This window comes from Kribbella sp. NPDC000426 (assembly GCF_040300265.1).
Lineage (GTDB): Bacteria > Actinomycetota > Actinomycetes > Propionibacteriales > Kribbellaceae > Kribbella.
In genome coordinates this window covers 1315029-1339761 of the sequence record NZ_JBEPDK010000001.1, presented here as the reverse complement: position 1 = coordinate 1339761, position 24733 = coordinate 1315029, and the positions used below count along the sequence as shown (strand labels likewise).

Genomic DNA, 24733 nt, shown 5'->3' with positions numbered 1-24733 from the left:
GCTCCTAGGTGACGGGTGGACCTGCGGTGTCGAAGACCTCGTCGCGGGTCGTGCTCAGGGCGGACTGCAGTGCTCCGGAAAGCACGGGATCGGTGCTGATCGCGGTCATCAGCAGCTGCGGCCTGGGTACGGTCAGATCGGCGAGCTCGTCCTGGACGAGGCCGCGCAGGCGTTCGCCGCCCGCGGTGATGACGCCGCCGGCAAGGACGATCAGCTCGGGATCGACGACCGCCACGATCGCGGCCAGACCGACGGCCAGCCGGTGCGCGAACTCGTTGAGTACGGCGTCGCCCGCGCCCTCGGTCTGCAGCGCGACCGCGATCGCGACTTCCGGCGTACGGGCCTTCAGGCCGTGTTCGCGGGCCAGCTCCAGCACCGGTTCGCCACCGGCGAGTTCCTGGAAACCGCCGGCGTTGTTGCGGCCGACGTTGCGGACCAGCGGCGTACCCGGGAGTGGCAGGAACGCCACCTCGCCCGCGCCGCCGGTCGCACCGCGGTGCAGCCGGCCGTTGATCACGATCGCGGCGCCGATGCCTTCCTCGCCCCACAGCAGCACGAAGTTGTCGTGCTCGCGGGCGTGGCCGACGCGCTGCTCGGCGATCGCGGCCAGGTTGACGTCGTTCTCGACCTCCAGCGGTACGGCGATCGCAGCGGCCAGCTCCTCGAGCAGATGCGGCGCGTGCCAGCCGGGCAGGTGGGTCGCGTACCGCAGCCGGCCGGTCGTCGGGTCGAAGCCACCCGGCGTACCGATCGAGACCCGGTGCAGGCGTTCGCGGTTCAGGCCAGCCTCGCCGGCCGCGCCCTCGATCGCCTTGACCACCCGGTCGACGGTGCCCTTGGCGCTGCGGCCGGGCGTGGCCAGCTCGTACTCGCCGACCACCTTGCCGGTCAGGTCCGCGACCGCGGCCCGGATCCGGGCCGGCGTGACGTCGAGGCCGGCGACGTACGCGATGCCGCCGTTGATCTCGTACAGCTGGGCGTTCGGGCCGGGCCGGCCGGCCGTGGTGCCGCTCGGGCGGACCAGATGGGCCGCCTCGAGCCGCGCCAGCAGCTGGGACGCGGTCGGCTTGGACAGACCGGTCAGGTTGCCCAGCGTGGTGCGGGAGAGCGGACCATGGCTGAGCAGCAGGTCCAGGGCGGCGCGGTCGTTCATCGCGCGGAGCAGGCGCGGCGTTCCGGGTGTCGTTGCCATGAGCCAACCCTGCCGCCCTTCGCCGCTCGCGGGTACTCGCCGCGCTGATCACACGAACTGTTAGGAAAGTTTACTATTAACGCGAGACCGTACGGCGGACTTCGGCCGGTGTCAATCGCCGGTCGTCGGTTAGGGTTACCTAACTATGTCCACTGGGGAGCTGTTGAGGCGGGCGGTCCGGCGGCATCGGGGCAGGATGATCGCGGGGGTGCTGGTGCTCTCGCTGCATCAGGCGACCGAGGCCGCGGTGCCGGTGGCGATCGGTGTGTTCGTGGATCGCGCTGTGTCGACCGGACGTGTCGAGCCACTGCTGTGGTGCGTGCTGATGATGGTCGTGCTGTTCGCCGTACTGTCGAACGCCTGGAAGACCGGTGCGCGGCAGGTGGTGTGGGCGATCGAGTACGAGACGCACCTGCTCCGGCTGGAGATCGCGCAGCGGGTGCTGGACCCACGTGGTCACCGGACCGGGCTGCGGTCGGGTGAGCTGCTGTCGATCGCCACATCGGATGCCGAGAAGGCCGCACTGGTGATGCGAGGTCTGTCTGTCGGTGCAGCGGCGTGTACGGCGCTGATCGTGTCGTCGGTGTCGTTGCTACTGGTCGACGTACCGCTGGGGCTCGGAGTGCTGATCGGCGTACCGCTGCTGGTACTGGGGATCCAGGCGTTGTCGCCGCTGCTGACCCGCCGTACGTCGAGCCAGCAGGAGGCGGTTGCGCAGACGACCGCACTGGCGACGGACCTGGTGAGTGGACTGCGGACGCTGCGGGGGATCGGGGCCCAGCACAACGCGGCCGCGCGGTATCGCCGTTCCAGCGAGGACACTCTGCGGGCAACGTTGCGCGCAGCATCAACCAACGGACTGCAGGACGGCGTGACAACCGCACTCAGCGGTCTGCTGCTCGCTGCTGTTGCCGGGGTCGCCGGCTGGTTCGCACTGCATGGGCGGATCACCATCGGAGAGCTGATCACGGTTGTCGGCCTCGCCCAGTTCGTCGCCGAGCCGGTAGGCACGCTCGGCTACGCGAGCCAGATCATCGCCAGGGCCCGGGCATCCGCGTCCCGCCTGGCGTCGGTCCTGTCGTCGGCCCCGCTGAGTGCTACCGGCACCTCAACCGCTCTGGACCTCACACAGCCCCTCCTCACGCTGGACGGGGTTTCGCACGGCTCCCTGTCCTCGCTGACGCTCGCCCTGCATCCGGGGGAGTCCGTAGGCGTGCTCTGCTACGACCCTCGAGACGCAGATGCGCTGCTGAACGTCGTCGCAGGGAAGGCCCCGGAGCACACCGGAACCGTCCTCGTCGGAGGCACCACTCTCGAAGAGCTCGACGTCGACGTACTGCGGCGAACTGTGCTCCTGGAACGCCACGAGACCGACCTCTTCGAAGGCACGCTGCGCACCAACCTGCTGGCGGAGGCCGGCCTGGCGCGCGTGATGACCGCCGCCGGCGCCGCCGATCTCATCGAAGAGCTGGACCGCCCATTGGCCGACCGCGGCCAGGCATTGTCAGGCGGCCAGCGTCAGCGACTCGGTCTGGCGCGTGCTCTGCTGGCTGCGCCGCCGTTGCTCGTGCTGCACGATCCGAGTACGGCGGTTGATGCCGTGACCGAGGAGTTGCTCGCGGAGGGGCTTGCAGAGGAGCGAAGGGGCCGGACCACGCTGGTGCTGACGAGCAGCCCCGCACTGTTGGGAAAGATGGATCGGGTCGTGGTGATCGACAAGGGCCGCGTGGTTGCTGAGGGCATCCATTCCGAGCTGGCTTCGTCGGACGCCGTCTATCAGGAAGCGGTATTGCGATGAACCTGCTTCCGGTTGCCGGTCCGCGTACGACGTGGTCCGTTCTGTGGCAGGAGATCCGGCGGCTGCCGGTCCTGTCCGTGCTGGCGGCCCTGGTGATCACCGGCGCCAGTGCGGCCGGTCTGGTTGCGCCGTGGGCGCTCGGCCGGCTGATCGACGACATCGCGGGTGGCGGTGACCGGTCCGCGATCGTGCGTGTCGTGGTCATGATCGGCGTGGCGGCGGTCGTGTCCGGCGTACTGACTGCGCTTGGGGTGACGCTGGTGGCGCGGGTCGGTGAGACCGTGCTGGCGCGGATCCGGCAGAAGGTGCTCGATCGGGTGCTGCAGTTGCCGGCGCCGGTGCTGGAGAAGGTGCGGACGGGTGACCTGCTCTCGCGGGTGGGCGACGACGTGGCCTCGGTTGCGTCGGCGTTGACCGAGGTCGGGCCGTCGGTGCTCGGTGCGGCGTTGACGATCGTGCTCACCGTCGGCGGGATGTTCGCGCTCGACTGGCGACTCGGCCTGGCCGGGCTGCTCGCCGTACCGATGTATTTCCTTGCGCTGCGGTGGTATCTGCGGCGGTCAGCGCCGTACTACAAGCAGGAGCGGGTGGCGCTGGGCGAGCGGTCCGAGGCGATCATCGCGTCGTTGCGAGGGAGCGCGACGGTTCGTGCGTACCGGCTGGAGGATCGGCAGCTGGAGAAGATCCGGGAGACGTCGGGGACGGCGCGGGACATCTCGATCACGGTGTTCCGGCTGTTCAGCTTCTTCTCGGCGCGGATCAACCACGCGGAGTTCACCGGGCTGACAGCGATCCTCGTGACCGGGTTCTTCCTGGTGCGGGCCGATGCGGTGACGGTGGGGGCGGTGACGGCGGCGGCGTTGTACTTCCACCGGTTGTTCAACCCGGTCAACGTCGTACTGATGGAGTTCGACCAGATCCAGACTGCTGCTGCGGGCATGTCGCGGTTGGCCGGCGTACTCGACATCGAGCCCGCACCGGAGCCGTCTGCTGGTGTGGGTCCTGCTGACGCGTCGCTCGAGATGGGCGACATCACCCACAACTACGACGGCCCAGCGGTCGTCAGCGGGGTGTCGCTGCGGTTCGAACCAGGCGAGCGGGTTGCGCTGGTGGGAGCGAGCGGTGCTGGTAAGACGACGCTGGCGGCCATTGCAGCAGGGGTTCTGGCGCCATCAGCCGGGACGGTGAAGCTCGGGGGTGTTGACCTCCGCGACCTCGGTGAGGACCGGACCCGTGCCCAGGTTGCGCTGCTCAGCCAGGAGGTGCATGTCTTCTCCGGTCCGCTGGTCGAGGATGTCCGGCTCGCACGACCTGCTGCGACGGCCCTCGAGGTGGAGGCGGCGCTTGAGCGGGTTGGTGCGCTGGCCTGGGTACGTGCGCTACCCGACGGGCTGGACACGGTCGTGGGCGAGAACGGTCATCAGCTGACCGGTGCACAGGCACAGCAGCTCGCCTTCGCCCGCCTGGTGCTGGCTGATCCGCCTGTGGCTGTGCTGGACGAAGCGACCGCGGAAGCGGGCAGTGCGGGCGCCCGGGAGCTGGAGCGAGCCAGCGCTGCGGCGACTGCCGGCCGGACCACACTGGTCGTCGCCCACCGGTTGACGCAAGCCGAGCAGGCGGACCGGATTGTCGTACTCGACCAGGGGCGGGTGGTCGAGTCGGGGACACATGAGGCGTTGTTGGCGGCAGGTGGGCGCTACGCGCAGCTATGGCGGAGCTGGACCGGTACCTCTACGCCTGATCAGCCAGCAGGGCGAACGACACGAGCCAGTGCGTCGACATGAAGTCCCCACCTGTCACCGTAGGCAGCACAGCCTCGACCTGACGGTCCGCCGCGGCCCGCAGTACGTCGGCAACCTCCGGCAGCGCAGGCGCCAGCGTCCGCAACTGCCAGGCCCTGCTCAATGCGAGTCCTGCCAGGTGCGCCAGCTGCCCGTCACCCGAGTCATCGGTAACCGGCACCTCGAGCAGGCCCTGATGCGCACCCTCCTGGCCGAGACCTGGGAGGAACGCGGACAGCCAAACCTTGAACTCCTCACCCGGCAGCACTCGCCGCATCAACTCCGCCTCCGACAGCGCCGGGGAGAGGAAGTCGGTGCCGGACGGCTCGAACCGTGTGTCATAAGCGGTATCGCCCCCGAACCACTCCACCGCTCGTGCCTTCGCAGCCGCCACCACGTCGGCCCGGCCGAGCTCGTCGTACGCCTCGATCAGCAAGGCGAGAGCGAAGGCAGTGTTGAGATGTACCCCGTGCCGCACCGGGTACGCCTGCTTCGGCAACCACGCCAGTACGAGGTCCGCGATCACGTCCCCGAGCGGAGCCAGCGCGTCGGCCCACTTCGTCGTACGGCCCGATGCGACCAGCATGGCCGCCCAGGCCCAGCCGTACGGCCGCTCGTACCCCGGCCGGGCTTTGAGGTAGGCGGCTTCGACAGCGATGTTCTCCGGCGTCAGACGCCGGTCCAGCAGGTCGGCAGGGCGTTGGCCGACCTGCTCCGGTGCCAGCTTGAGCAGCTGCGTCAGGGACCACTGCATGTGTGCGCTGGAGTGCCAGTCGTACGACCCGTGGAAGGCTGGGAACAGGCGGTCCGGCGTCACGTCGACGTCGTCCGGGCCGAGAGAGGCGTGGGAGGAACCGTACGGGTACGGAGTCTCGAGCACCTGGCAGGCGATGTCGGCCCAGGCGGCGGCGTACTTCATAGCACTCCTTAGAACGCGAAGATGTACATGATGACGATGTTGCAAGCCAGCAACGGGATCGCAGTCGGGACCTGGGCCTTGATCGGCCCGTACTGGTCCTTCATCTCCAGCAGCGCCGCGGGGACCAGGTTGAAGTTGGCGGCCATCGGCGTACAGAGGGTTCCGCAGAAGCCCGCGAGCATGCCGACCGCGAACACGACTGCCGGTGAGCCGTGGAACTGCTGGACCAGCAGCGGCCAGCCGACCGCGGCCGTCATCACGGGGAACGCCGCGAACGCGTTGCCCATGATGATCGTGAAGATCGCCATCCCGATGCAGTACAGCGCGACCGCGGCGATCAGCGATCCCTTGGGAATCAGGTGATCCGTGACGTGGCCGACCGCCTTGCCGACACCGGACGCGGTGAACAGCAGGCCGAGCGTGGCGAGCATCTGCGGCAGGATCGCCGCCCAGCCGATGTGCTCGAGCAGCCGACGTCCCTCATGCAGCGGCACGGCAGGCGATTTCGGCCGGAACAGCACCATGCCGACGACCAGCGCCAGGATCGAGGCGACACCGAGGCCGATGATGGTGGCCGAGCCGGTCTCGAGCAGGAGCTGGCCGTTGCCGAGCTTCACCTTCGCCAGCCAGGCGCCGAAGATCGCGGCGACCACCGGGATCACGAGGGCCGGCAGGAACAGCTTGTTGCCGAACCGGTCGGCGAACCGCGCGCGCTGCTCGGGCGTCGTCGTACGCTCCTGACCGCGGCCCGGGAAACCCGCGCCGGCGAGCGCGGCGATAGCGATCACCGCGATACCGAGCAGCCACGACGGAGCCTGCTTGTGCACCACGAACGTGCCGTAACAGAACGACAGCCCGAGGAGACCCCAGAACGCCGCGCTGCCGATGCGCTTGTGGTTGCTGCGATCGGTGAACGCCTGCGCCGCGATCAGCAGGAAGAAGATCCCGCACAGCCAGTAGAACCACTCGACCTTGATCACCGGGCCACCTCCTCGGCCTCGGCGTCGGCCTCGGCGGCCATCTTGTCGAGCGTGCGATCCAGCAGCCACAGCCGCGAGCCGTGGATGAGCAGCGCGCAGATCCCGGTCGGGATCGCCCAGACGGCGATGTCGATCGCCTCGAGTTTCAGGCCGTACGTCGTGTCGACGAAGCCGGTGATCAGCAGGATCGAGCCGATCGCCACGAAGATGTCCTCGCCGAAGAACACCCCGACCGTGTCGGCGCTGGCGGCGAAGCCCTTGATCTTCTCCTGCATCTTCTCCGGCAACTTGCCGTACTTGCGTTCGGCCGCACCCGCGGCCATCGGGTGGATCAGCGGCCGGACGGCCTGCGCGTAGCCGCCGATGCTGGTCAGGCCGACCGCGGCCGTGCCTTGCCGGATCAGCATGTACAGGGCCAGCAGGCGGCCGGTGGTGAGGACCTTGAGTTTGCTGATCAGCTTGCGGGCCTGGTGTTGCAGGCCGTAGCGCTCGATCAGGCCGATGACGGGCAGAGTGACGATGAAGACGGTGACGGAACGGCTACCGGCGAACCCGTCGCCGAAGGCATTCAGGATCTTGACCGGAGACAGGCCGCCGATCAGGCCGGCCACGATCCCGGCCGCCGTGACGACCAGCATCGAGTTGATCCGGAGCGCGAACCCGACGACCACCACCGCAATGGCGAGCAGAACCCACATGGTTCCTCCCGGGAGGGACAGGGCGATTCCGCTCACCATAGGAGATTGTTGAACGATCCTGCAATGGATCATTCGAACAAATTGTTCCCAACACACGAAAACGCGCCGTGACCACCTGGGTCCGGCGCGTTGTGGGGTCAGTGCGGGGTTAGGGGAGTCGCCAGTCCACCGGGGTGCCGCCCTGCTGCTCGAGGAGGGCGTTGACCCGGCTGAACGGGCGGGAGCCGAAGAAGCCCCGGTCTGCGGACATGGGGCTCGGGTGCGCGCTCTCGACGTACGGCGTGCTGCCCAGCATCGGCTTGAGCGTCTGGGCGTCGCGGCCCCAGAGGATCGCGACCAGCGGGCCGCCGCGGGCGACCAGCGCGTGGATGGCCTGTTCGGTGACGCTCTCCCAGCCCTTGCCGCGGTGTGCACCGGACTTGCCCGGCTGCACGGTCAGCACTCTGTTGAGCATCAGCACGCCCTGGTCGGCCCACGGCGTCAGGTCCCCGTTGGACGGCGCCGGTACGCCGACGTCCGCCATCAGCTCGCGGTAGATGTTCGCGAGGCTCCGGGGAATCGGCCGTACGTCGGGAGCCACCGAGAAGCTGAGCCCCACCGGGTGACCGGGTGTCGGGTACGGGTCCTGGCCGACCACCAGCACCTTCACCTGCTGCAGCGGCTGCTGGAACGCGCGCAACACGTTCTCACCCGCCGGCAGATAGGCCCGTCCCGCGGCAATCTCGCCCCGCAGGAACTCACCCATCTTCGCGACCGTGTCCTCGACCGGCGCCAAAGCATCCGCCCAGTCCGGCGCCACCAGATCCGTCAACGTCTTAGGACTCACCCGCCACAGTTTCGCAGCACCCGGGCCCACTGTGCACCCCGGGTTGTCGCCCACTGTTCGCGTGTCGCTCAAACGCTGGTGTTGACCCAGCGTGTACAAAGGTCGCGGCCCCGCAAAGGTATGAGCTTGCGGGGCCTTTGCTATGGGGTTGCGAGCTTTTGCAGGGCGTTGGCGTAGCGGTGGGCGGCGTAATGCTGGGCCCTGCGGGTGAGGGGGCCGCCCAGGCGCGCGTACCAGGTGGCGCCGCGGCTGTAGGCGCGGATGGTGAGGTAGATGCCGTCCGGCTCGCGGGTGACGATGAAGGACTCCTCACCGGACTCGGGGTGGCCTTGGAGCGTGCCGTACGCGAAGCCGATGCGGTCCGGTTCGCTGACGGTCCAGACGACTCGGCAGGGAACAGGCAGGCCGATGCGGTCCAGTGGCGACGGACCGATCAGCAGGCCTGGTCCGAGACGGCCGAGCGAGTTGGTGCCGACCTGCGCGGGTACGTCGGTCGCCGTCATCGGCAGTCCAGCCGCAGGCTGCATCCGCCAACCCAGCAACGCATCCGCAGCCCGCCGAAACACCTCGTCCCCACGCCCGATCCGCTGCCGGTACTCCAACCGGTGATACCCCTCCGGCGTCTCCACATACCGCGTCGCCCCCACGACGTCGTACGTGAGCCGCCGACCCGCTAGATCCTCCAACCTCACCTGTCGGTCAACTGCTCTTCAGGCCGGTGGTGTTGTCTTCTTTGAGGGCGTTGAAGAGGGCCTTTGCCTTGGTGGTGTCCCACTTGACGGCGACGCCGCGGCCGTGGCCGAGTTGGTAGTTGTCGTCGCTGACCGGGACGGTGAGGGTGACGCCGCCGCTGCCGGAGATCGCTCGCATGCCGCGGGCGAACCGGATGAAGTCGAACAGGCTCATGTCCTTGTCGACAGTCAGTGCGTCGACGCCCTTGGTCGCGACGTTGTAGTAGCGCACCGGGTTCAGGAATGTCGACGGCGAGCTGGCCTTCTTCGCGATCGCGCCGACCATCTGCCGCTGCCGCTCGACTCGGCCGAAGTCGTTCTGGCCGTCGGCGTGCCGCGATCGCACGTACCCGAGCGCGTTGACCCCGTCGAGCTTCTGGCAGCCGGCCGGCAGGTTGATGTGCGCCTTGTCGTCGTTCATTGCCTTCGGCAAGCACATCTGGATCCCGCCGATGCTGTCGATCACCGACGCGAAGCCGCCGAACCCGACCTCGACGTAGTGGTCGACGCGCAGCCCGGTGACGTTCTCGATGGTCTGGATCAGCAGCGCCGGGCTCTTGTTGAAGGCGGCGTTGATCTTCTGCTTGCCCTCGACGCCCGGGATGTTGACCGCGCTGTCGCGCGGGATGCTGATCAGCACGGTCGGCCCGGACTTCGGCACGTGCATCAGCATGATCGAGTCGGTCCGCGCCGGCCCGGCATCGCCGCCGGTGTGCAGCCGGGCGCGCTCGGCCCGGCTGAGGTCCTCGCGGGCGTCCGACCCGACCATCAGGTACGTCGTACCCGGGGTCTCGGCGGGCCGCTGTCCGGTCGGCATCGCGTCGATCTTGTCGATCCGGCTCCACGCGTACAGCGGGACCGCGATCAGCATGAGAACGAACAGCAGGACGATCAGTCCGACGGTCCGGAGGAACCAGTTGCGCCGCTTCTTCGGCCGACCGGCCGACTTGGGCGACCGGCTCGCGTATCGCGGGTCGATGGGCTGCGTATCACTCATAGCCACGACGGTATCGGTGTCCGGCCCCCGAACACGTCACCCCACTGAATGGTTTTACACGTCGGAAAGTAGGTCCCGCCTCCGTCAAAGGGAGGAAATCGGGCCCGAGAGCGAACCAGATCGCCGGAACGCGCCCGGCGACATCCCAACCCTGGCGGTGAACAAGCGGGTGAAGTACGCCGGATCGTCGTACCCGACCCGCTGCGCGACCGCTGCGACGGGCAGGTCCTCCTCGGCGAGCAAAACCTTTGCATTGCTGAGTCTTGTGGTCAGGACCAGTTCATGTGGGGTTGAGCCTGTCGTACGCCGTACTGCGTCGCGCAGCTCCTTCACACTGAGACCGAGCTCACTGGCGTAGTCCTGAACGCTCATCGGCGTACTGGCGAGCTCGGCGAGCTGTGCGGCCACGTCATCACCAGTAGTGGTCGCAGCTGCGGCGATCAGGTCGTAGAGAGCACCTGTGAGCTGCACCGGGTTGTGCTGTGTGCTGACGCGCAGCAGCCGGCTGAAGGCACGGTCGACTGGACGGGGGTCAGCGAAGCGGCGGACTGGTCGGCTGACGTCCAGGTGGCCGAGTGTTGTGAGTGCTTCGACCGCAGAGCCGCTGAACAGCGTCCAGGCCTGCCGCCACCTCGTTATCGGCCGGTAGCCGTGCAGTACGCCAGGAAAGAGCCACAGCATCGCGGGCGCTCTGACCTCATGCAGCTGACGGTCAGGTCCGTGTAGCAGCTGACCGCGGCCCTCCTTGAGCCACACGAGGGCGTGGCAGCCGAGGGCGCGTTCTCTCGTGTTCTCCGAGCCGTGTGTTTGCTCGCCGCTGCCCAGGGAGAAGAGTCCAAGTTGGCGCTCAATAGCCCCTGGAGTCAGGTAGATCGACCAGTCTGCCACGTCACAAGAGTCCAAGAAGCTCCTCCCTGTTGTCCATTCCGCTACTCGCCGGGCCGCGGGTGAAATGGACAGGTGCTGACGTCTAACGGATACGTGCTGGACGAGGAGCGGCTGGGACAACTGGTCGCAGTGCCCGCCGACGAGCGTGGTGATCGGGTGCGGTTGCGGTCCCGGTTGCAGCGGGACGGGTATCTGTTCCTGACCGGGTTGCTCGACCCTGCGGTAGTACGTGAGTTCCGCGAGTACTACTTCGGGCTGACGGGCGCTGCGACGGACAGGGCGTCGTACCGGAAGGTCCTGTTCGAGGAGATCGTGCCCGGGCCGGAGTACGCCGCGTTCTGCGCGCAGCCGGCGTTGAAGGGCTGGTTCGAGTGGTTCCTCGGCGGTGAGTCGTTCCTGCACCGCCGGAAGATCATCCGCCAGACGTCGCCGGGCGAGAACGGCATCGGTACGGCGACGCAGGCGCACTACGACCTCGTGTACCTGCGCGACGGCACTGACCAGGTGTTGTCCGCGTGGATCCCATTGGGCGACTGCCCGGTCAGCCGCGGCGGACTGACCTACCTGCAGGGCAGCCACCACCGAGTGCTCGAGGAGGAGGCCGCGGGAAGGCTCAAGCGGCCGGCAGCATCCATCACTGCGGACCTACCCGCCCTGGCCACGGAGTACGACGCCAACTGGCTGGTGACCGACTACGCGGCCGGCGACGTGGTCGTCCACACCGCGCACACGGTGCACGCCGCCTTGGACAACGTGTCGACCGAGCTACGGTTGTCGACAGACATCCGGTACCAGCTCGCCGATGACGCCATCGACGCCCGCTGGCAGAACCACTGGCACGACCGCGACGGCCTCTGACCGATATCCGGATACCTTCTCGCTAACGACAATCATTTCGGTTAAGGTGCCGCTCGGAAGTCGAACCGAGTCTGAGGAGAGCCGTGAACCGGAATGAACTGATCGCCGGCGTGGCACACAAGGCGGGCATCCCGCGGAACCAGGCCGAGAAGGTCCTCGACGCCCTCGGTGACGTCGTCACCGAGGCCGTGCAGCGCGGCGACAAGGTGTCGCTGACCGGCCTGCTCAGCATCGAGCGCGTGCTGCGGGCGCCGCGCACGGGCCGCAATCCGCAGACCGGTGAGCCGTTGTCGATCCCGGCCGGGTACTCCGTGCGCCTGTCGTGCGGAAGCCGCCTCAAGGCCGCGGCCCGAGGCAACCTCCGCACTGCGAGCTGAGCTGCTGCCGGTTACTGCGCGGACGGCGTGAGGAAACGGATCTGGTCGCAGTGACCGTCGTCGACCGAGTGCTTGACGACGGTAGGACCTGACGCCGGCGGCGTAGCAGCCGCTGCGGCCGACGTGGTCAGCCCGCCGAGCAGGAGTGCCGCCAGCCCGACGACAGCTGTGACGGTGCGTTTGTTCATGGTGCCTCCCTGATCAAGGTAGGACGATCTATCGCGCGTGGGAACGCCTCACCGCAGTCACCCAGTACGGCGTGGTCGGAGTCGGCGGCGTGCTGAAGCGCGCGTTGGGCAGGTAGAGGCGGTTGCCGAACGCGGCGACCGTCGTCGGTACGTCGAAGTCCGCACTGGAGATCTGGTCGACCAGTGTGCCCTTGGTGCCGGACTTGTTCAGCGTGAGGACCGAGATCTGGTTCGAGCGGTTCTGGACGACGTACAGCGTGCGGCCGATCAGCAGGAGGCCGTCGCCGTTGGTCATCAGGGCGTCGCCGATGTCGATCCGCCGGGCCACGCCGGTGCGCGGGTCCACCCGGAGCAGGAAGCCGGTCGACGACTGCACCATGATCAGCGCGCGGCCGTCCGGCGTGAGCGAGATGCCGTTGGCGTTGATGCCGGGCAGGTGCTGGTAGTCGCCGCTGAGCGGAACGATCTGGGGCTTCGCGTTCAGCCGGTGCAGCGACACCTTGTAGAAGACGGGCTGCTGCGAGTCGGTGAAGTACGCCGCGTCCTTGCCGAGGATGACGTCGTTCACGAACGTCGGTGTCGCGGTGGTGAACGTGTAGCTGGCCAGGACCTTGCCGGTGCGGGTATCGATCACCCGCCCGTTGCCTCCGGCGGCGCCGGCGACGAACAGCCGGCCGAAGCGGTCCACCTTCATCCCGAGTGAACCGGTGCCCGGGCCTTGGCTGATGACCTTGCCGCGTCCGGTCCGCAGGTCGGCGGCGTAGATGTCCCCGTCGGCGCGCGAGCCGAAGTACGCCGTACCGCGCGCGATCGCGATCCCTTCGGGCTGGAAGCCGTCGGGCAGCTCGATCCGGGTGGGGAAGGGGGTCGTTGGAGCAGCGGTCGCTGCCGGGGTACTCACGAGCCCGAGCACTACGACGGGCGCGATGAGCAGCGTGGTGAGGCGACGGAAGAGGTGTGCCATGTGGCGGGGTCCTCCCTGATCCGTGTTCTTTACCTGGGAGAACGGTTGGCTCCTGTGGATAGTTCAGACCGGCCTGATCGCGAACCGGGTATGTTCGCTGGCAGCAACTAGATCTGGGACGAAGGGGTCAGGGATGACAGCAGGAATCGACAGCTCGGGGCCGGCCGGCGCGGTGCGGCCGCAGGACGACCTGTACCGGTTCGTCAACGGGACGTGGCTGGCTGAGCACGAGATTCCCGCGGACAAGGCGATCCACGGTGCGTTCCACGCGCTGTGGGACACCGCCGAGCAGGACGTCCGGGCGATCGTCGAGAAGACCGCCGCGGCCGGCCACCCGGACGGCAGCGAGCCGCGGAAGATCGCCGACCTCTACACGAGCTTCATGGACACCGAGACGATCGAGCGGCTGGGCGCCGAGCCGATCGCCGACCAGCTCGCGCTGGTCCGCGACGCCAAGGACCTGGCCGGCCTGGTCTCGGTCCTCGGGCAGCTCGAGCTGCAGGGTGTGCCCGGCGTCTTCCACTACTGGGTCGACGCCGATGCCAAGAAGTCCGACGAGAACATCGTCCATCTGACCCAGGGCGGCCTCAGCCTGCCCGACGAGTCGTACTACCACGACGACAACTTCGCCGAGATCCGTGCGGCGTACGTCGCGCACGTGGCGAAGCTGCTCGAGCTGGCCGGACTGCCCGACCCGGCAGGGTCGGCGGAGCGGATCCTCGAGCTGGAGACCCGGATCGCCGACGGTCACTGGGACCGGGTGAAGGACCGGGACGTGCAGCTGACCTACAACAAGCTCGACCGGGCCGGGCTCGAGGAGCTCACGCCCGGCTTCGACTGGTCTACGTGGCTGGCCGGGGCAGGTGTGCCGGAGGAGGCGTTCGCACAGGTCGTCGTGCGCGAGCCGGACTTCCTCACCGCCGCCGCGGCCGCGCTGCAGGAGGTCGAGCTGGACCGGTGGAAGGAGTGGCTGAGCTGGCGGATCGTGCACAGCGCGGCGCCGCTGCTGAGCCAGGCGTTCGTCGACGAGAACTTCGCGTTCTACGGCAGGACCCTGACCGGTGCGCCCGAGCTGCGCGAGCGCTGGAAGCGCGGCGTCGGCGCGGTCGAGCAGGCGTTGGGCGAGGGTCTCGGCAAGCTGTACGTCGCTGAGCACTTCCCGCCGACCGCGAAGGCCCGCATGGTCGACCTGGTGCAGAACCTGGTCGCCGCGTACCGGCAGCGGATCGAGGCGCTGGACTGGATGGGCCCGGAGACCCGGCAGCGGGCGCTCGACAAGCTGAGCGCCTTCGTGCCGAAGATCGGGTATCCGGACGAGTGGAAGGACTACTCGGCCCTCGACGTCGACCCGGCCGACCTGTTCGGCAACGTGCGCCGTTCGGTCGCGGTGGAGACCGCGCGGGACCTGGCCAAGCTCGGCCAGCCGGTCGACCGCAACGAGTGGAAGATGACGCCGCAGACGGTCAACGCGTACTACAACCCGCGGATGAACGAGATCGTCTTCCCGGCCGGCATCCTGCAGCCGCCGTTCTTCGACCTCGACGCCGACGACGCGACCAACTACGGCGCGATCGGCGCCGTGATCGGCCACGAGATCGGCCACGGCTTCGACGACCAGGGCTCGCGGTACGACGGCGACGGCAACCTCAACGACTGGTGGACCGACGAGGACCGCGCCGCCTTCGAGCAGCGCACCGACAAGCTCGTCGCGCAGTACGACGCCCTTGAGCCGGCCGAGACGCCCGGCCAGAAGGTCAACGGCAAGCTCACCCTCGGCGAGAACATCGGCGACCTGGGCGGCCTGTCGATCGCCTACGTGGCCTACGAACTGTCCCGGGACGGCGCCGAGCCCGACGAGGACGGCAGCGAGCGGTTCTTCGCCGCCTGGGCACATGCGTGGGCCACGAAGACCCGACCGGAGGAAGCCGCGCGCCGGTTGACCATCGACCCGCACTCCCCGCCGGAGTTCCGCTGCAACGCGGTCGTGAAGAACATCGACGCCTTCCACACCACGTACGACGTGCAAGAAGGCGACGGCATGTGGCTGGCCCCGGACGAACGCGTCCGGATCTGGTGACTGCGTCCCCGCCGGCCGGCCCGTTCGAGGTCCGGCCGGCTGGGGATCAGCGGTGCAAAGCGGTCTGAGCGAAGACGTTGTCCGGGTCGTAGGTGTCCTTGATCTGGTGCAGGCGCGTGAGCTTCTCCGCGGAGTAGGCGCGGTGCACGGCGCTGGGATCCTCGTCGGCGATCGTGTTGACGTAGCTCCCACTCGTGTAGGGCTCGAGTCCCGCGGAGTAGGTCCGGGCCGCGGCGATGCGGGCCTCGTCCTCGGCGGGGTCGCTCCAGTCGTCGCCGGTGGTGAACTCGACGAGCGCATCACGATGGCTGTACGCCGTGTCGGCGTCCGGCACGTCGCCGACAGCGCCGCCGCACAGCGTCAACCGTGCTCCCGGATTGTTGTCCGAGGCAAGGAATGCGTCGATGGCGGCGTCCGGTAGGGACCGCAGGTAGTGGCCCTTGCAGTACCGACGGAGGGCATGGCGTTCGTCGTCGTCGGACTGGGTCTGCAGGTCCAGGTAGCTGAGCTCCGTTATCCGGCGACCGATCGGTGTGCCGATCCCTTGGTACGACGGGACCAGCCGCCGTCCCTCCTCGGCATCACCGACCCACACGTACCCGATACTCGCGATCAGGCGCCCGCCGTACTCGTCCCGTCGGCCGATCCGCGCCACCGGCGTGGCCTGCCGTGGCGCGTCCGCGAACAGGTCCCGCCAGCCGCGGAGCGCCGTACTTGCTTCGTCCAGGTCGTAGAACAGCTCGACCGTCAACGCTTCCGTCCCGACCGGATGCAGCTGGAACTCGAACGCGGTGACGACACCGAAGCTCCCGCCCCCACCGCGCAGCGCCCAGAAGAGGTCCGGGTGCTCGGTCGCGCTGACCCGCAGTACGGCGCCGTCCGCGGTGACCAGCTCGTACGACGTGACGTTGTCGCACGTCAGCCCGTGCGCGCGAGCCAGCCAGCCGACCCCGCCGCCGAGAGTAAGCCCGCCGACGCCGGTGTGCGAGACGTTGCCGGCCGTGGTCGCGAGCCCGTACCGCTGGGCGGCGACGTCGAGTGCGCCGAGCAACGCGCCGCCGCCGACCCGGGCCTGGCGGCGTACCGGGTCGACCTGCACCGAGCCCATCGCGGACAGGTCGATCAGCAGGCCGTCCTCCACCACCGGGAGCCCGAGGAAGCTGTGTCCGCCGCCGCGAACGCCGATCGGCAGCCCGGCCCCTCGGCCGTAGCGCAGTGCCGCGACCACGTCCGCCGTACTCGCACAGCGCGCGATCAAGGCGGGCCGGCGATCGACCATGGCGTTCCAGACCGCCCGGCCGGAGTCGTAGTCCGTATCCCCCGGCCGGGTCAGGAGTCCGTCGAAGGCCGCGATCGTCATCGCCGGACCAGCCGTCGAGTCGCCGCCAGGATCGAGTCCCGCCGGAACCAGGCGATCACGGCCGCGACGAGCAGGTAGCCGACCGGAATCGCCGGCGACGCACCCAGCGCGATGTTGGTGACCGTCGCACCGACGAGAAGCATCGTCAGCCCGAGCGCGGCGAGGCCGCACAGCCGCGGTACCAGCAGTCCGATCGCTCCGGCGAGTTCGAGCGCACCAACCGCGTAGCGCAGCCACTGACCGGCGCCGACCGTGTCGAAGAGCTCGACCATGACCGGGTCCCCGGTCAGTTTCGGCAGGCTGGCCATCACGCACATCCACGCCAGCACCACCTGCGTCACCCACAGCACCACAACACCCGGCCGAACCCTGCGCGTCGTTGTCGTCGCTGTACTCATCGCTACCTCCAAGAGTCGTTCTGGTACGACGACCCTCCCGTCGCCGACCCACAACCCACATCCGTGCCAACCACGGATCCACCACGGACCGCCCACGGGACGGTCCGTGGATCGGTCATGATGGAGCGCGTGAACGAGGTGTCTGCGCGAGAGGCCGAGGTGCTGGAGGCGCTGGCCGGCCACCGGTCGAACGCGCAGATCGCGCGGGCAATGCACATCTCTGTCCGCACGGTCGAGAGTCACGTGTCGTCACTGCTCCGCAAGTACGGCGTCGCCGACCGCCGCGAGCTCGCCGACCTGGCCGGGTCACGCCGCAACCCCGGGATGAGCGGGCTGCCCGCCGGTCGGACCAGCTTCGTCGGGCGCTCCACCGAGACGACGGCGGTCCGCACGGCGCTCGGGCAGTCCCGCCTGGTGACCCTGCTCGGCCCCGGTGGCATGGGCAAGACGCGGCTGGCAGCTGTCGTGGCGGCCGAGGTCGGAGCCGGTGGCGCGTTCGTTGACCTGGTTCCGGTTCGGGACGGACTGGTGACGCGCACAGTGGCAACGGCGCTCGGACTCACCGAACGTCCTCCACAGAGCCTCGAACAGGTTCTGATCGAGCACCTGCAGCAAGGTCGCTGGCTGCTCGTCCTGGACAACTGCGAGCACCTGGTCGACGAGGCCGCCGGACTCGCGGAACAACTGCTCCGCACCTGCCCCGAGGTGACGATTCTCGCGACCAGCCGCGAGCGGCTCGGCGTACCTGCGGAAGTGACCGTATTGCTCCCGCCGTTGGACGCGGCGACCGAGCTGTTCGCCGACCGGGCGCGCGCCGTCGAGCCGACTTTCACGGCATCGCCCGACGACCTCACGGACATCTGCGCGCGGCTGGACGGCATGCCGCTGGCCATCGAACTCGCCGCGGCCCGGATCGGCTCGCTCGGAACCGACGGTCTGCAAGCTGCACTCAACGACAGACTCCGCGTACTGGCGGGTGGGCGTGGTGTGGACGCGCGGCATCGGTCGCTGGCCGCGGTGATCGGCTGGAGCCACGAGCTACTGGACGACCAGGAGCGATTGCTGTTCCGGCGCCTCTCCATCTACGTCGGCGGCTTCGACCTGGACGCGGCCAGCGCGACCAGCCCCGAGCTCGCCCGGGGCGAGATAGCAGACCTGCTCGGGCGCCTGACCGACAAGAGCCTCGCCGTACGCCGAGGCTCGCGCTGGCGCCTGCTCGAGACGATCCGCGAATTCGCCCGCGACCAGCTGACCGACGACGAACTGGCTACTGCGCAGACCCGGTTGCTGCGCTGGGCCGCCGACACCGCCGCCGCGCTGGAGAACCGCCTCGACGACGCCAACTGGCAACTGCCGTACGACGAAGTGGCCGGCGACCTCCGCGCCGCGCTCGCCGCGACACCCGCGACGCCCGGCCCGGTGGCGCATCGGTTGGCGCGGGCGTTGGGGCATCTTGGGTTTGCCCGGCGGGAGTTTCGGGAGTCGATCGGCCACTATCGAGCGGCAGCGGAGTGTGCGCCGGACGGTGTGGCCGCCGCGCTGGATCTGCGGTCGGCGGCCGATGCCACGCTCGCGATCTCCGACGCGGAGACCGGGGTCCAGCTGCTGCTGGACGCGGCGGACCGAGCAGTTGCTGATGGCAACGTTCGGGCGACGATGCTGGCCCTGGCCGTGATCGCCGCGAACCGGTATCCCACCGGGTCGTTGTACGACCTGTCCAAGGAGCGCAGTCGAGAGCTGCTCCAGCAAGCGGTGGCCAGCGCGCGGCCTGGCGACTCACAAGTGACCGCGTTGCTCGCGACAGCCAAGGCCTGGGAGCACGGCGGACGGCGGATCGGGGCTGATCCGGAGCTCGCCCAGGAGGCCGTCGCTGCGGCCCGGCGCACCGGTGATCCGGTGCTGATCGCGGGTGCGCTCGATGCGCTGACAGTCGCCGCCGGGAACGCGGGACGGCTGCGGGACGCACGCTCGTACGCCGTGGAGCGGATGCGGCTGGTGGGCCCGCTGCCTCGGCATGAGCCGTACGCCGCGGCCGAGATCGTCGACGCTTTCCATGTCGCGCCGACCACGGCGACCGCGGTGGGTGACCTGCGAGCGGCGCTCGCGGCCGTGGGTGCGCCGGACGATCCGGTCGGCGATCATCCGTACATCTCGCTGCCGCGGATGATCCGGATCTACGCGCTCACCGGGCAGTTCGACGCCTGCCTGGAGCACGCCGACGCACTCTGGGATCGCTGGCAAGGCGCGGGCTCGCCGCCGATCGAGTGGATGGCCTCCGCCCTGTCCGCCGCCGCGATGGTGCACGGCCTGCGCGACGACGGCCTGTTCGACCTCTGGCAGTCACGTGCGCTCGAGGTCGCCCGGTGCACGAACGTCAACGACGCCCCCTGGCTGGCCGCGCCATACACCTTCGCCCATGCCCGAGTCGCTGTACAGCGTGGGGGCGGCGAGGGTGCGGTGGGGGTCGTGCGGCGGGCGTTTGCGGAGTTTTCCGAGCGCTGGTGGGCGCCGTACGCGCGTTCCGCCGCGGCGGAACTGGCGGTGGTTGCGGGTCTGCCCGATGCATCCGAGTTCCTCGCCGCGGCGGCGGCGGAGGCTGCCGAGAACGACTGGGCCGCGGCATGTTTGGCTCGGGCTGTCGCCCGGTCGACGGGCGACCTCGACGCTCTGCTGCCGGCCGCCGACGCCTTCGAACGCATCGGTGCCCGCTTCGAGTGCGCCAGCACTCTCGCCCTGCACCCGGACCACATCGCCGAGGCGCGCGCCGAACTAGCGGCGCTGCAGGTGGACGTTCCGTAGTGGATCCGTGGTCACCACGGATGCCGCACCGGACCTCCGGAACCCAGGCTTGGGACAAGTCCACTCGAGCTCTGGAGGAATCATGGGAAACGTCGCGTCGGCCATGTCGATGTCACTGGACGGTTTCGTCACCGGCCCGAACGACAGCCGCGAGTACCCGCTCGGCGAGGGCGGCGAGGTCCTGCACGACTGGCTGGGACCGGCGGCGACGCCCGCCGACCGGGCGGTCCTGCAGGAGATGGTGGACGGTGCCGGAGCGATTCTGATGGGACGGCGTTCGTACGACATCTGTGTCGGGGAGGGCGGCTGGGGTGACGGCGGTCCGGCCGGTGACGTGCCGTGCTTCGTCCTGACCCACCAGCCGCCGGCCGACGCGCCGAAGGTCTTCACCTTCGTCACCGACGGCATCGGAAGCGCTGTCGCGCAAGCGAAAGCTGTCGCGGGCGACCGTACGGTCGGCATCCACGGAGCCACCGCGGCGCAGCAAGCGCTGGCCGCGGGGCTCCTCGACGAGATCCAGGTGCACCTGGTGCCGGTGTTGCTCGGCAACGGGGTCCGCCTGTTCGACCTGCTCGGTGGGACGCCGGTGAACCTGACCCGCGACCGCGTGGTCGAGGCCGGCAGCGGCGTCACCCACCTGCGCTTCGAGGTGATCCGCTAGTCAGGAAGCCATCCAGTTCTGCAGGCCCTCGACGGTGCGGGGCATGGCGTCGGACAGGTTCTCGTTGCCGTCGGCGGTGATCAGGACGTCGTCCTCGATGCGGATGCCGATGCCGCGAAGGTCCTCGGGGACGGTGAGGTCGTCGGACTGGAAGTACAGGCCGGGCTCCACGGTGAGGACATAGCCCGGCTCGACCGTGCCCTTGCGGTAGGTCTCGTTGCGGGCGGCGGCGCAGTCGTGGACGTCGAGCCCGAGCATGTGACTGACGCCGTGCAGCGTGTAGCGCTGGTACAGGCGGCTCTCCGGGTCAAGGGCCTCCTCGGCCGAGACCGGCAGCAGCTCCATCGCGTCCAGGCCGTGCACGATGACCTCCATCGCCGCCTCGTGCCCGGAGCGGAACGCCGCACCCGGCTTGAGCGCCGCGATCCCAGCATTCTGCGCGTCCAGCACCAGCTGGTAGAGGTCGCGCTGGCGCGGCGTGAACTCGCCGCTGACGGGCAGCGTGCGGGTGATGTCGGCGGTGTACAGCTGCCGGTTCTCCACACCCATGTCGAGCAGCATCAGCGTGCCGTCGTTGACCGGGCCGTCGTTCTCGATCCAGTGCAGGGTGGTCGCGTGCGGCCCGGCTGCGGCGATCGACGTGTAGCCGACATCGTTGCCCTCGGCCCGTGCCCGGCGCCAGAACGTGCCCTCGATCCAGCGTTCGCCGTACTGCCGGACCTTGTCCATCTCGGCGAGTACGTCGGAGAACCCGCGGTGGGTGATCGCGACCGCGTCCCGGAGCTGCTCGAGCTCGTGCGCGTCCTTGACCAGCCGCAGCTCCGACAGCGTCGCGGCGAGCTCGTTGTCCTTCAGGTCGTCGGTGCGCGCGCCGCTCAGCAGGGACGCGATCGACTCGTCCTCGTCCCGGCGTACGCGGGTCGGTACGTCGCCCTTGAGCGCGTCGGCGAGCTGGTCGACGTGGCGCGTCTCGACGCCGAACTCCTTGGCCGTCTCGGTCAGCGAAGGACGCCGGCCGGCCCAGAGCTCGCCGTACATCCGGTCGCGCCAGAACTCCTCGCCCTGCGCGCGGTCGGCGCGGGGACGGAAGTACAGCACCGAGTCGTGGCCGCTGGTGCCGTTCGGCTCCAGCACGAGGACGGCGTCGGAGGTCTGGTTGCCGGTCAGCCACACGTAGTCGGTGTGCGGGCGGAAGACGTAGTCGGTGTCGTTCGAGCGAACCTTGTACGTGCCGGCCGGGATGACCAGGCGCTCGCCGGGGAACGCCTGCGACAACGCGTCCCGCCGCTTCGCCGCCCATACGCCGACGTCGCTGAGCGCGAGGTCGTGCCGCTCCGAGTCGGCCCACCCCGAGTTCATGAACGCGCGCAGCTTCTGGCTGGGCTCGTTGTCGTGCGAAGCGGTCTTCGGGGCAGCAGTATCAGCGGTATCAGCTGTGTCAGCGGTGTTCTCGGTCATCCTCGACCAGTCCTCGTCTCAACGCGGGGTGTGCAGTTGGTCGCCGCGGAACGTGCCGCTGTCGGGCAGCGCCTCGGCGGGGTCGGAGCCGATGCGAGTGATCGCATTGTGCTCGTCCACGAAGACTACGCTCGGCTCGAAGACCTTCGCCTCGGCGGTGTCGAACATCCCGTAGGCGATCAGGATGACCAGATCACCGGGATGGATCAGGTGCGCCGCGGCGCCGTTGATCCCGACCACCCCGGACCCGCGCGGCCCCTCGATCAGGTACGTCGACAACCGCTGCCCGTTGGTGATGTCGACGATGTCGACCTTCTCGCCGGGCAGCAGATCCGCCGCGTCCATCAGGTCCGCGTCGAGCGTGCACGATCCGACATAGTGCAGGTCCGCCTGCGTCACCGTCGCCCGGTGCACCTTCGACTTCATCATCTCGCGCCACATGGCCGCCATGATCCGGTCCTCGCGGCCTGCTGTCAGTGGCCGCCGTCACGGCTTTCCGGAACATAACTGGCGCGTGATGGCAGTTATGTTCCGGAAAGGAGGCGTCAGCGGGAGGCGAGTTCGGGCTCGCGCGGGTCGGGAGCGGGCGGGAGGCGACGGCGGAGGGTCTCGCCCTCGATGTCGACGTTCGGGAGCAGGCGGTCGAGCCAGTGCGGGAGGTACCAGGCGCGGCGGCCGAGGAGAGCCATCACGGCCGGGACGATCGTCATCCGGACGACGAAGGCGTCGATCGCGACCGCGAGCGCGAGGCCGAAACCCATCTCCCGGATCAGCGTCTGGCCGGACAGGATGAAGCCGGAGAAGACCGCCGTCATGATCACGGCCGCCGCCGTCACGACCCGGGCGCCGTGGGTGAACCCGTCGACGACAGCTGCTCGCGGCGTACTGCCGTGGACGTGTTCCTCCCGCATCCGGGTGACCAGGAAGATCTGGTAGTCCATCGCGAGCCCGAACACCACGCCGATCAGGAAGATCGGCAGCATGCTGATGACCGGACCGGTCTGCCCCTCGATCCCGAACAACCCGGCCAGCCGGCCCCACTGGAACACGGCGACCACCGCGCCGAACGTCGCCGCGACGGTCAGCAGGAACCCGAGGGTCGCCTTCAACGGCACGAGCACCGACCGGAACACCAGCATCAGCAGCAGGAACGCCAGCCCGATGATCAGCGACAGGTACGGCACCAGCGCACTGCCGAGCTTGTCCGAGATGTCGATGTTGACCGCAGTAGCGCCCGTGACGGATACCTCGGCGCCGCCTGTGTCGGGCAGCGCCCGGATCGCCTTGACCAGGTCGTGCGTCTGCGTCGCGCTCGGACCGGTCGCGGGAATCACCGTCAGCAGGGCCGTGTTCCCAGCCGGGTTGAAGGTCGGCGGTGTCACCAGCGTCACATCCGCCAGCCCGCGTACGGCGGTCGCCGTTGCCGCCGCCGCGGCAGCAGGATCGGCGGACGCGCCGGCGTCGACGACCACCATCAGCGGGCCGTTGAATCCGGCGCCGAAGCCCTCGGAGAGCAGCTCGTACGCCTTGCGCTGGGTGGAATCGGGTGCCGCGGTGCTGTCGTCGGGCAGCCCGAGTTCGAGATCGGTCGCAGGGAGCGCCAGCGCGCCGAGACCGATCACCGTCACCAGCAGCACCGCCACCGGTCGGCGGGTGACCAAGCGGCCCCAGCGACGTCCGGCCGAGACCCGTCCGGCCGCCTCCGGATCGCCGGCCCGCAGACCCGGGATCCGGCCGCCGAGCACACGGCGTCCGGCGAATCCCAGCAGCGCGGGCAGCAGGGTCAGCGCGATCGCGACCGCGAGTACGACGGTGAAGGCGGCGGCCAGGCCCATCTGGGTCAGGAACGGGATGTCGACAACGAACAGCCCGGCCAGCGCGATCACCACGGTCAGTCCGGCGAACACCACCGCGGAGCCGGCCGTGCCGACCGCGCGACCGGCCGCCTCGTCCGGTTCCAGCCCGGTGCTGAGCTCGTGCCGGTACCGCGACATGATGAAGAGCGAGTAGTCGATCGACACGGCGAGTCCGATCATCAGCGCGAGGATCGGCGTACCCGAGCCGATGTCGATGAACCCGCTGGCGGCCGAGATCGCGGTCACCCCGATACCCACCCCGATGATTGCTGACAGCAACGGTAAGCCGGCCGCGATCAGCGAGCCGAAGGTGATCAGCAGGACGACGGCAGCCACTCCGATCCCGATCACCTCGGTCAGGCTCTGACTGTCCTGTGGCTGCATGGCGTCGCCGCCGTACTGGACCGTGAGCCCGGCTGCGCGCGGCGGTTCCACTGCGCCGGCGACTGCCTCCTGCGCCTCGGGGGTGACCTCCTGCGCCGTGACGTCGTACGTCACCTGGGCGTAGCCGGTCCGGCCGTCGGCGGAGATTGCCCTTGCGGTGAAGGGATCCGTGACCCGGGCGACCTGTGGCGCGTGGTCGATCCGGCCGAGGGTCTGCCGTACCTGCGCGGTGTTCGCGGCGTCGGTCAGCTTCTGGCCGGGCGGCGCCTGGAAGACGATCCGGGCGGTCGCGCTGTCGGCGCCGGCCTGCGGGAACCGGTCCTGGAGCAGGTCCGCCGCTCGCTGCGACTCGGTGCCTGGGATCGAGAAGCCGTTGGCCGTCGGGCCGGACAGGGCGGCCGCACCGGCGATACCGGCGGCCAGGAGCCCCAGCCACACCAGAACCACCAGCCGGCGACGGCGGAACGCGAACCGGCCCAGCCGGTACAGGTAGGTAGCCATGCAGCCGATGCTTCCGGCCGCGCTTGGTCACTCGCGTCTGCC

General features: G+C 69.1%; 22 protein-coding genes. 7 read left to right on the top strand and 15 right to left on the bottom strand.

Going from position 1 to position 24733, the window contains the following annotated elements; all coding sequences use genetic code 11:
* Positions 1-4: 4 nt before the first annotated feature.
* The gene (locus ABT313_RS06495; protein WP_350849342.1) at positions 5-1192 is read right to left on the bottom strand and encodes an ROK family transcriptional regulator; all 1188 of its coding nucleotides are present in this window, start codon (positions 1190-1192) and stop codon (positions 5-7) included.
* Positions 1193-1337: 145 nt separating this feature from the next.
* Here ABT313_RS06495 and ABT313_RS06490 point away from each other — a divergent pair, with 145 nt between their 5' ends.
* A complete protein-coding gene (locus tag ABT313_RS06490) occupies positions 1338-2990 on the top strand; it encodes an ABC transporter transmembrane domain-containing protein (RefSeq protein WP_350849340.1) in 1653 nt (550 codons plus the stop codon).
* Positions 2987-4774 (top strand): ABC transporter ATP-binding protein, encoded by a 1788-nt coding sequence (locus ABT313_RS06485; protein ID WP_350849338.1) that lies wholly within the window; start codon positions 2987-2989, stop codon positions 4772-4774. The genes ABT313_RS06490 and ABT313_RS06485 overlap by 4 nt, the downstream gene beginning before the upstream one ends.
* Here ABT313_RS06485 and ABT313_RS06480 read toward each other — a convergent pair.
* The 7 genes from ABT313_RS06480 to ABT313_RS06450 all read right to left on the bottom strand — a co-directional run bounded on the left by ABT313_RS06480 (position 4722) and on the right by ABT313_RS06450 (position 10678).
* The gene (locus ABT313_RS06480; RefSeq protein ID WP_350849336.1) at positions 4722-5690 is read right to left on the bottom strand and encodes a DUF2891 family protein; all 969 of its coding nucleotides are present in this window, start codon (positions 5688-5690) and stop codon (positions 4722-4724) included. The two genes, ABT313_RS06485 and ABT313_RS06480, sit on opposite strands and share 53 nt — an antisense overlap.
* 8 nt (positions 5691-5698) lie before the next feature.
* Positions 5699-6670 carry a DUF979 domain-containing protein gene (locus ABT313_RS06475; protein ID WP_350849334.1) on the bottom strand — a complete coding sequence of 324 codons (972 nt, stop codon included), beginning with the start codon at positions 6668-6670 and terminating at the stop codon, positions 5699-5701.
* Positions 6667-7368: a DUF969 domain-containing protein gene (locus tag ABT313_RS06470; protein WP_350849332.1), complete on the bottom strand. Its 702-nt coding sequence runs from the start codon at positions 7366-7368 to the stop codon at positions 6667-6669. The genes ABT313_RS06475 and ABT313_RS06470 overlap by 4 nt, the downstream gene beginning before the upstream one ends.
* A 148-nt stretch (positions 7369-7516) precedes the next feature.
* Positions 7517-8194 carry a uracil-DNA glycosylase gene (locus ABT313_RS06465; protein ID WP_350849330.1) on the bottom strand — a complete coding sequence of 226 codons (678 nt, stop codon included), beginning with the start codon at positions 8192-8194 and terminating at the stop codon, positions 7517-7519.
* A 140-nt stretch (positions 8195-8334) separates the two neighbouring features.
* Positions 8335-8886, bottom strand: coding sequence for a DUF1990 domain-containing protein (locus ABT313_RS06460; RefSeq protein WP_350849328.1), 552 nt, complete (start codon positions 8884-8886; stop codon positions 8335-8337).
* Positions 8887-8893: 7 nt separating this feature from the next.
* Positions 8894-9922: an LCP family protein gene (locus tag ABT313_RS06455; protein WP_350849326.1), complete on the bottom strand. Its 1029-nt coding sequence runs from the start codon at positions 9920-9922 to the stop codon at positions 8894-8896.
* 84 nt (positions 9923-10006) lie between these two features.
* Complete coding sequence (locus ABT313_RS06450) at positions 10007-10678, bottom strand: helix-turn-helix domain-containing protein (RefSeq protein WP_350849861.1); 672 nt, start codon at positions 10676-10678, stop codon at positions 10007-10009.
* 204 nt (positions 10679-10882) lie between these two features.
* Here ABT313_RS06450 and ABT313_RS06445 point away from each other — a divergent pair, with 204 nt between their 5' ends.
* Positions 10883-11668: a phytanoyl-CoA dioxygenase family protein gene (locus tag ABT313_RS06445; protein WP_350849324.1), complete on the top strand. Its 786-nt coding sequence runs from the start codon at positions 10883-10885 to the stop codon at positions 11666-11668.
* Positions 11669-11751: 83 nt separating this feature from the next.
* A complete protein-coding gene (locus ABT313_RS06440; protein ID WP_137252664.1) occupies positions 11752-12045 on the top strand; it encodes an HU family DNA-binding protein in 294 nt (97 codons plus the stop codon).
* Between the two features lie 11 nt (positions 12046-12056).
* Here the strand turns inward: ABT313_RS06440 and ABT313_RS06435 are convergent, their stop codons facing one another.
* Entirely contained in the window at positions 12057-12233 is a 177-nt protein-coding gene (locus tag ABT313_RS06435; protein ID WP_350849322.1) for a hypothetical protein, read from the bottom strand.
* A gap of 28 nt (positions 12234-12261) precedes the next feature.
* Complete coding sequence (locus ABT313_RS06430) at positions 12262-13197, bottom strand: SMP-30/gluconolactonase/LRE family protein (protein WP_350849321.1); 936 nt, start codon at positions 13195-13197, stop codon at positions 12262-12264.
* 133 nt (positions 13198-13330) lie between these two features.
* Here ABT313_RS06430 and ABT313_RS06425 point away from each other — a divergent pair, with 133 nt between their 5' ends.
* The gene (locus ABT313_RS06425) at positions 13331-15274 is read left to right on the top strand and encodes a M13 family metallopeptidase (RefSeq protein ID WP_350849319.1); all 1944 of its coding nucleotides are present in this window, start codon (positions 13331-13333) and stop codon (positions 15272-15274) included.
* Positions 15275-15320: 46 nt separating this feature from the next.
* Here the strand turns inward: ABT313_RS06425 and ABT313_RS06420 are convergent, their stop codons facing one another.
* Together ABT313_RS06420 and ABT313_RS06415 are read right to left on the bottom strand one after the other, a co-directional pair.
* Positions 15321-16634 (bottom strand): FAD-binding oxidoreductase, encoded by a 1314-nt coding sequence (locus ABT313_RS06420; protein WP_350849317.1) that lies wholly within the window; start codon positions 16632-16634, stop codon positions 15321-15323.
* A complete protein-coding gene (locus tag ABT313_RS06415; protein WP_350849315.1) occupies positions 16631-17032 on the bottom strand; it encodes a DoxX family protein in 402 nt (133 codons plus the stop codon). Before ABT313_RS06415 ends, ABT313_RS06420 begins: the two co-directional genes overlap by 4 nt.
* Positions 17033-17161: 129 nt before the next feature.
* Here ABT313_RS06415 and ABT313_RS06410 point away from each other — a divergent pair, with 129 nt between their 5' ends.
* Both ABT313_RS06410 and ABT313_RS06405 read left to right on the top strand, forming a co-directional pair.
* Positions 17162-19831, top strand: a complete 2670-nt coding sequence (locus ABT313_RS06410; RefSeq protein WP_350849313.1) for an ATP-binding protein — start codon at positions 17162-17164, stop codon at positions 19829-19831.
* Positions 19832-19913: 82 nt separating this feature from the next.
* Positions 19914-20492: a dihydrofolate reductase family protein gene (locus tag ABT313_RS06405; RefSeq protein ID WP_350849311.1), complete on the top strand. Its 579-nt coding sequence runs from the start codon at positions 19914-19916 to the stop codon at positions 20490-20492.
* Here ABT313_RS06405 and ABT313_RS06400 read toward each other — a convergent pair whose 3' ends face one another.
* The 3 genes from ABT313_RS06400 to ABT313_RS06390 form a co-directional block, all read right to left on the bottom strand.
* Positions 20493-21950, bottom strand: a complete 1458-nt coding sequence (locus tag ABT313_RS06400; protein WP_350849309.1) for an aminopeptidase P family protein — start codon at positions 21948-21950, stop codon at positions 20493-20495.
* 18 nt (positions 21951-21968) lie between these two features.
* The gene (gene panD / locus ABT313_RS06395; RefSeq protein WP_350849859.1) at positions 21969-22391 is read right to left on the bottom strand and encodes an aspartate 1-decarboxylase; all 423 of its coding nucleotides are present in this window, start codon (positions 22389-22391) and stop codon (positions 21969-21971) included.
* Positions 22392-22495: 104 nt separating this feature from the next.
* Positions 22496-24691: an MMPL family transporter gene (locus ABT313_RS06390; RefSeq protein WP_350849308.1), complete on the bottom strand. Its 2196-nt coding sequence runs from the start codon at positions 24689-24691 to the stop codon at positions 22496-22498.
* Between the last annotated feature and the right edge of the window lie 42 nt (positions 24692-24733).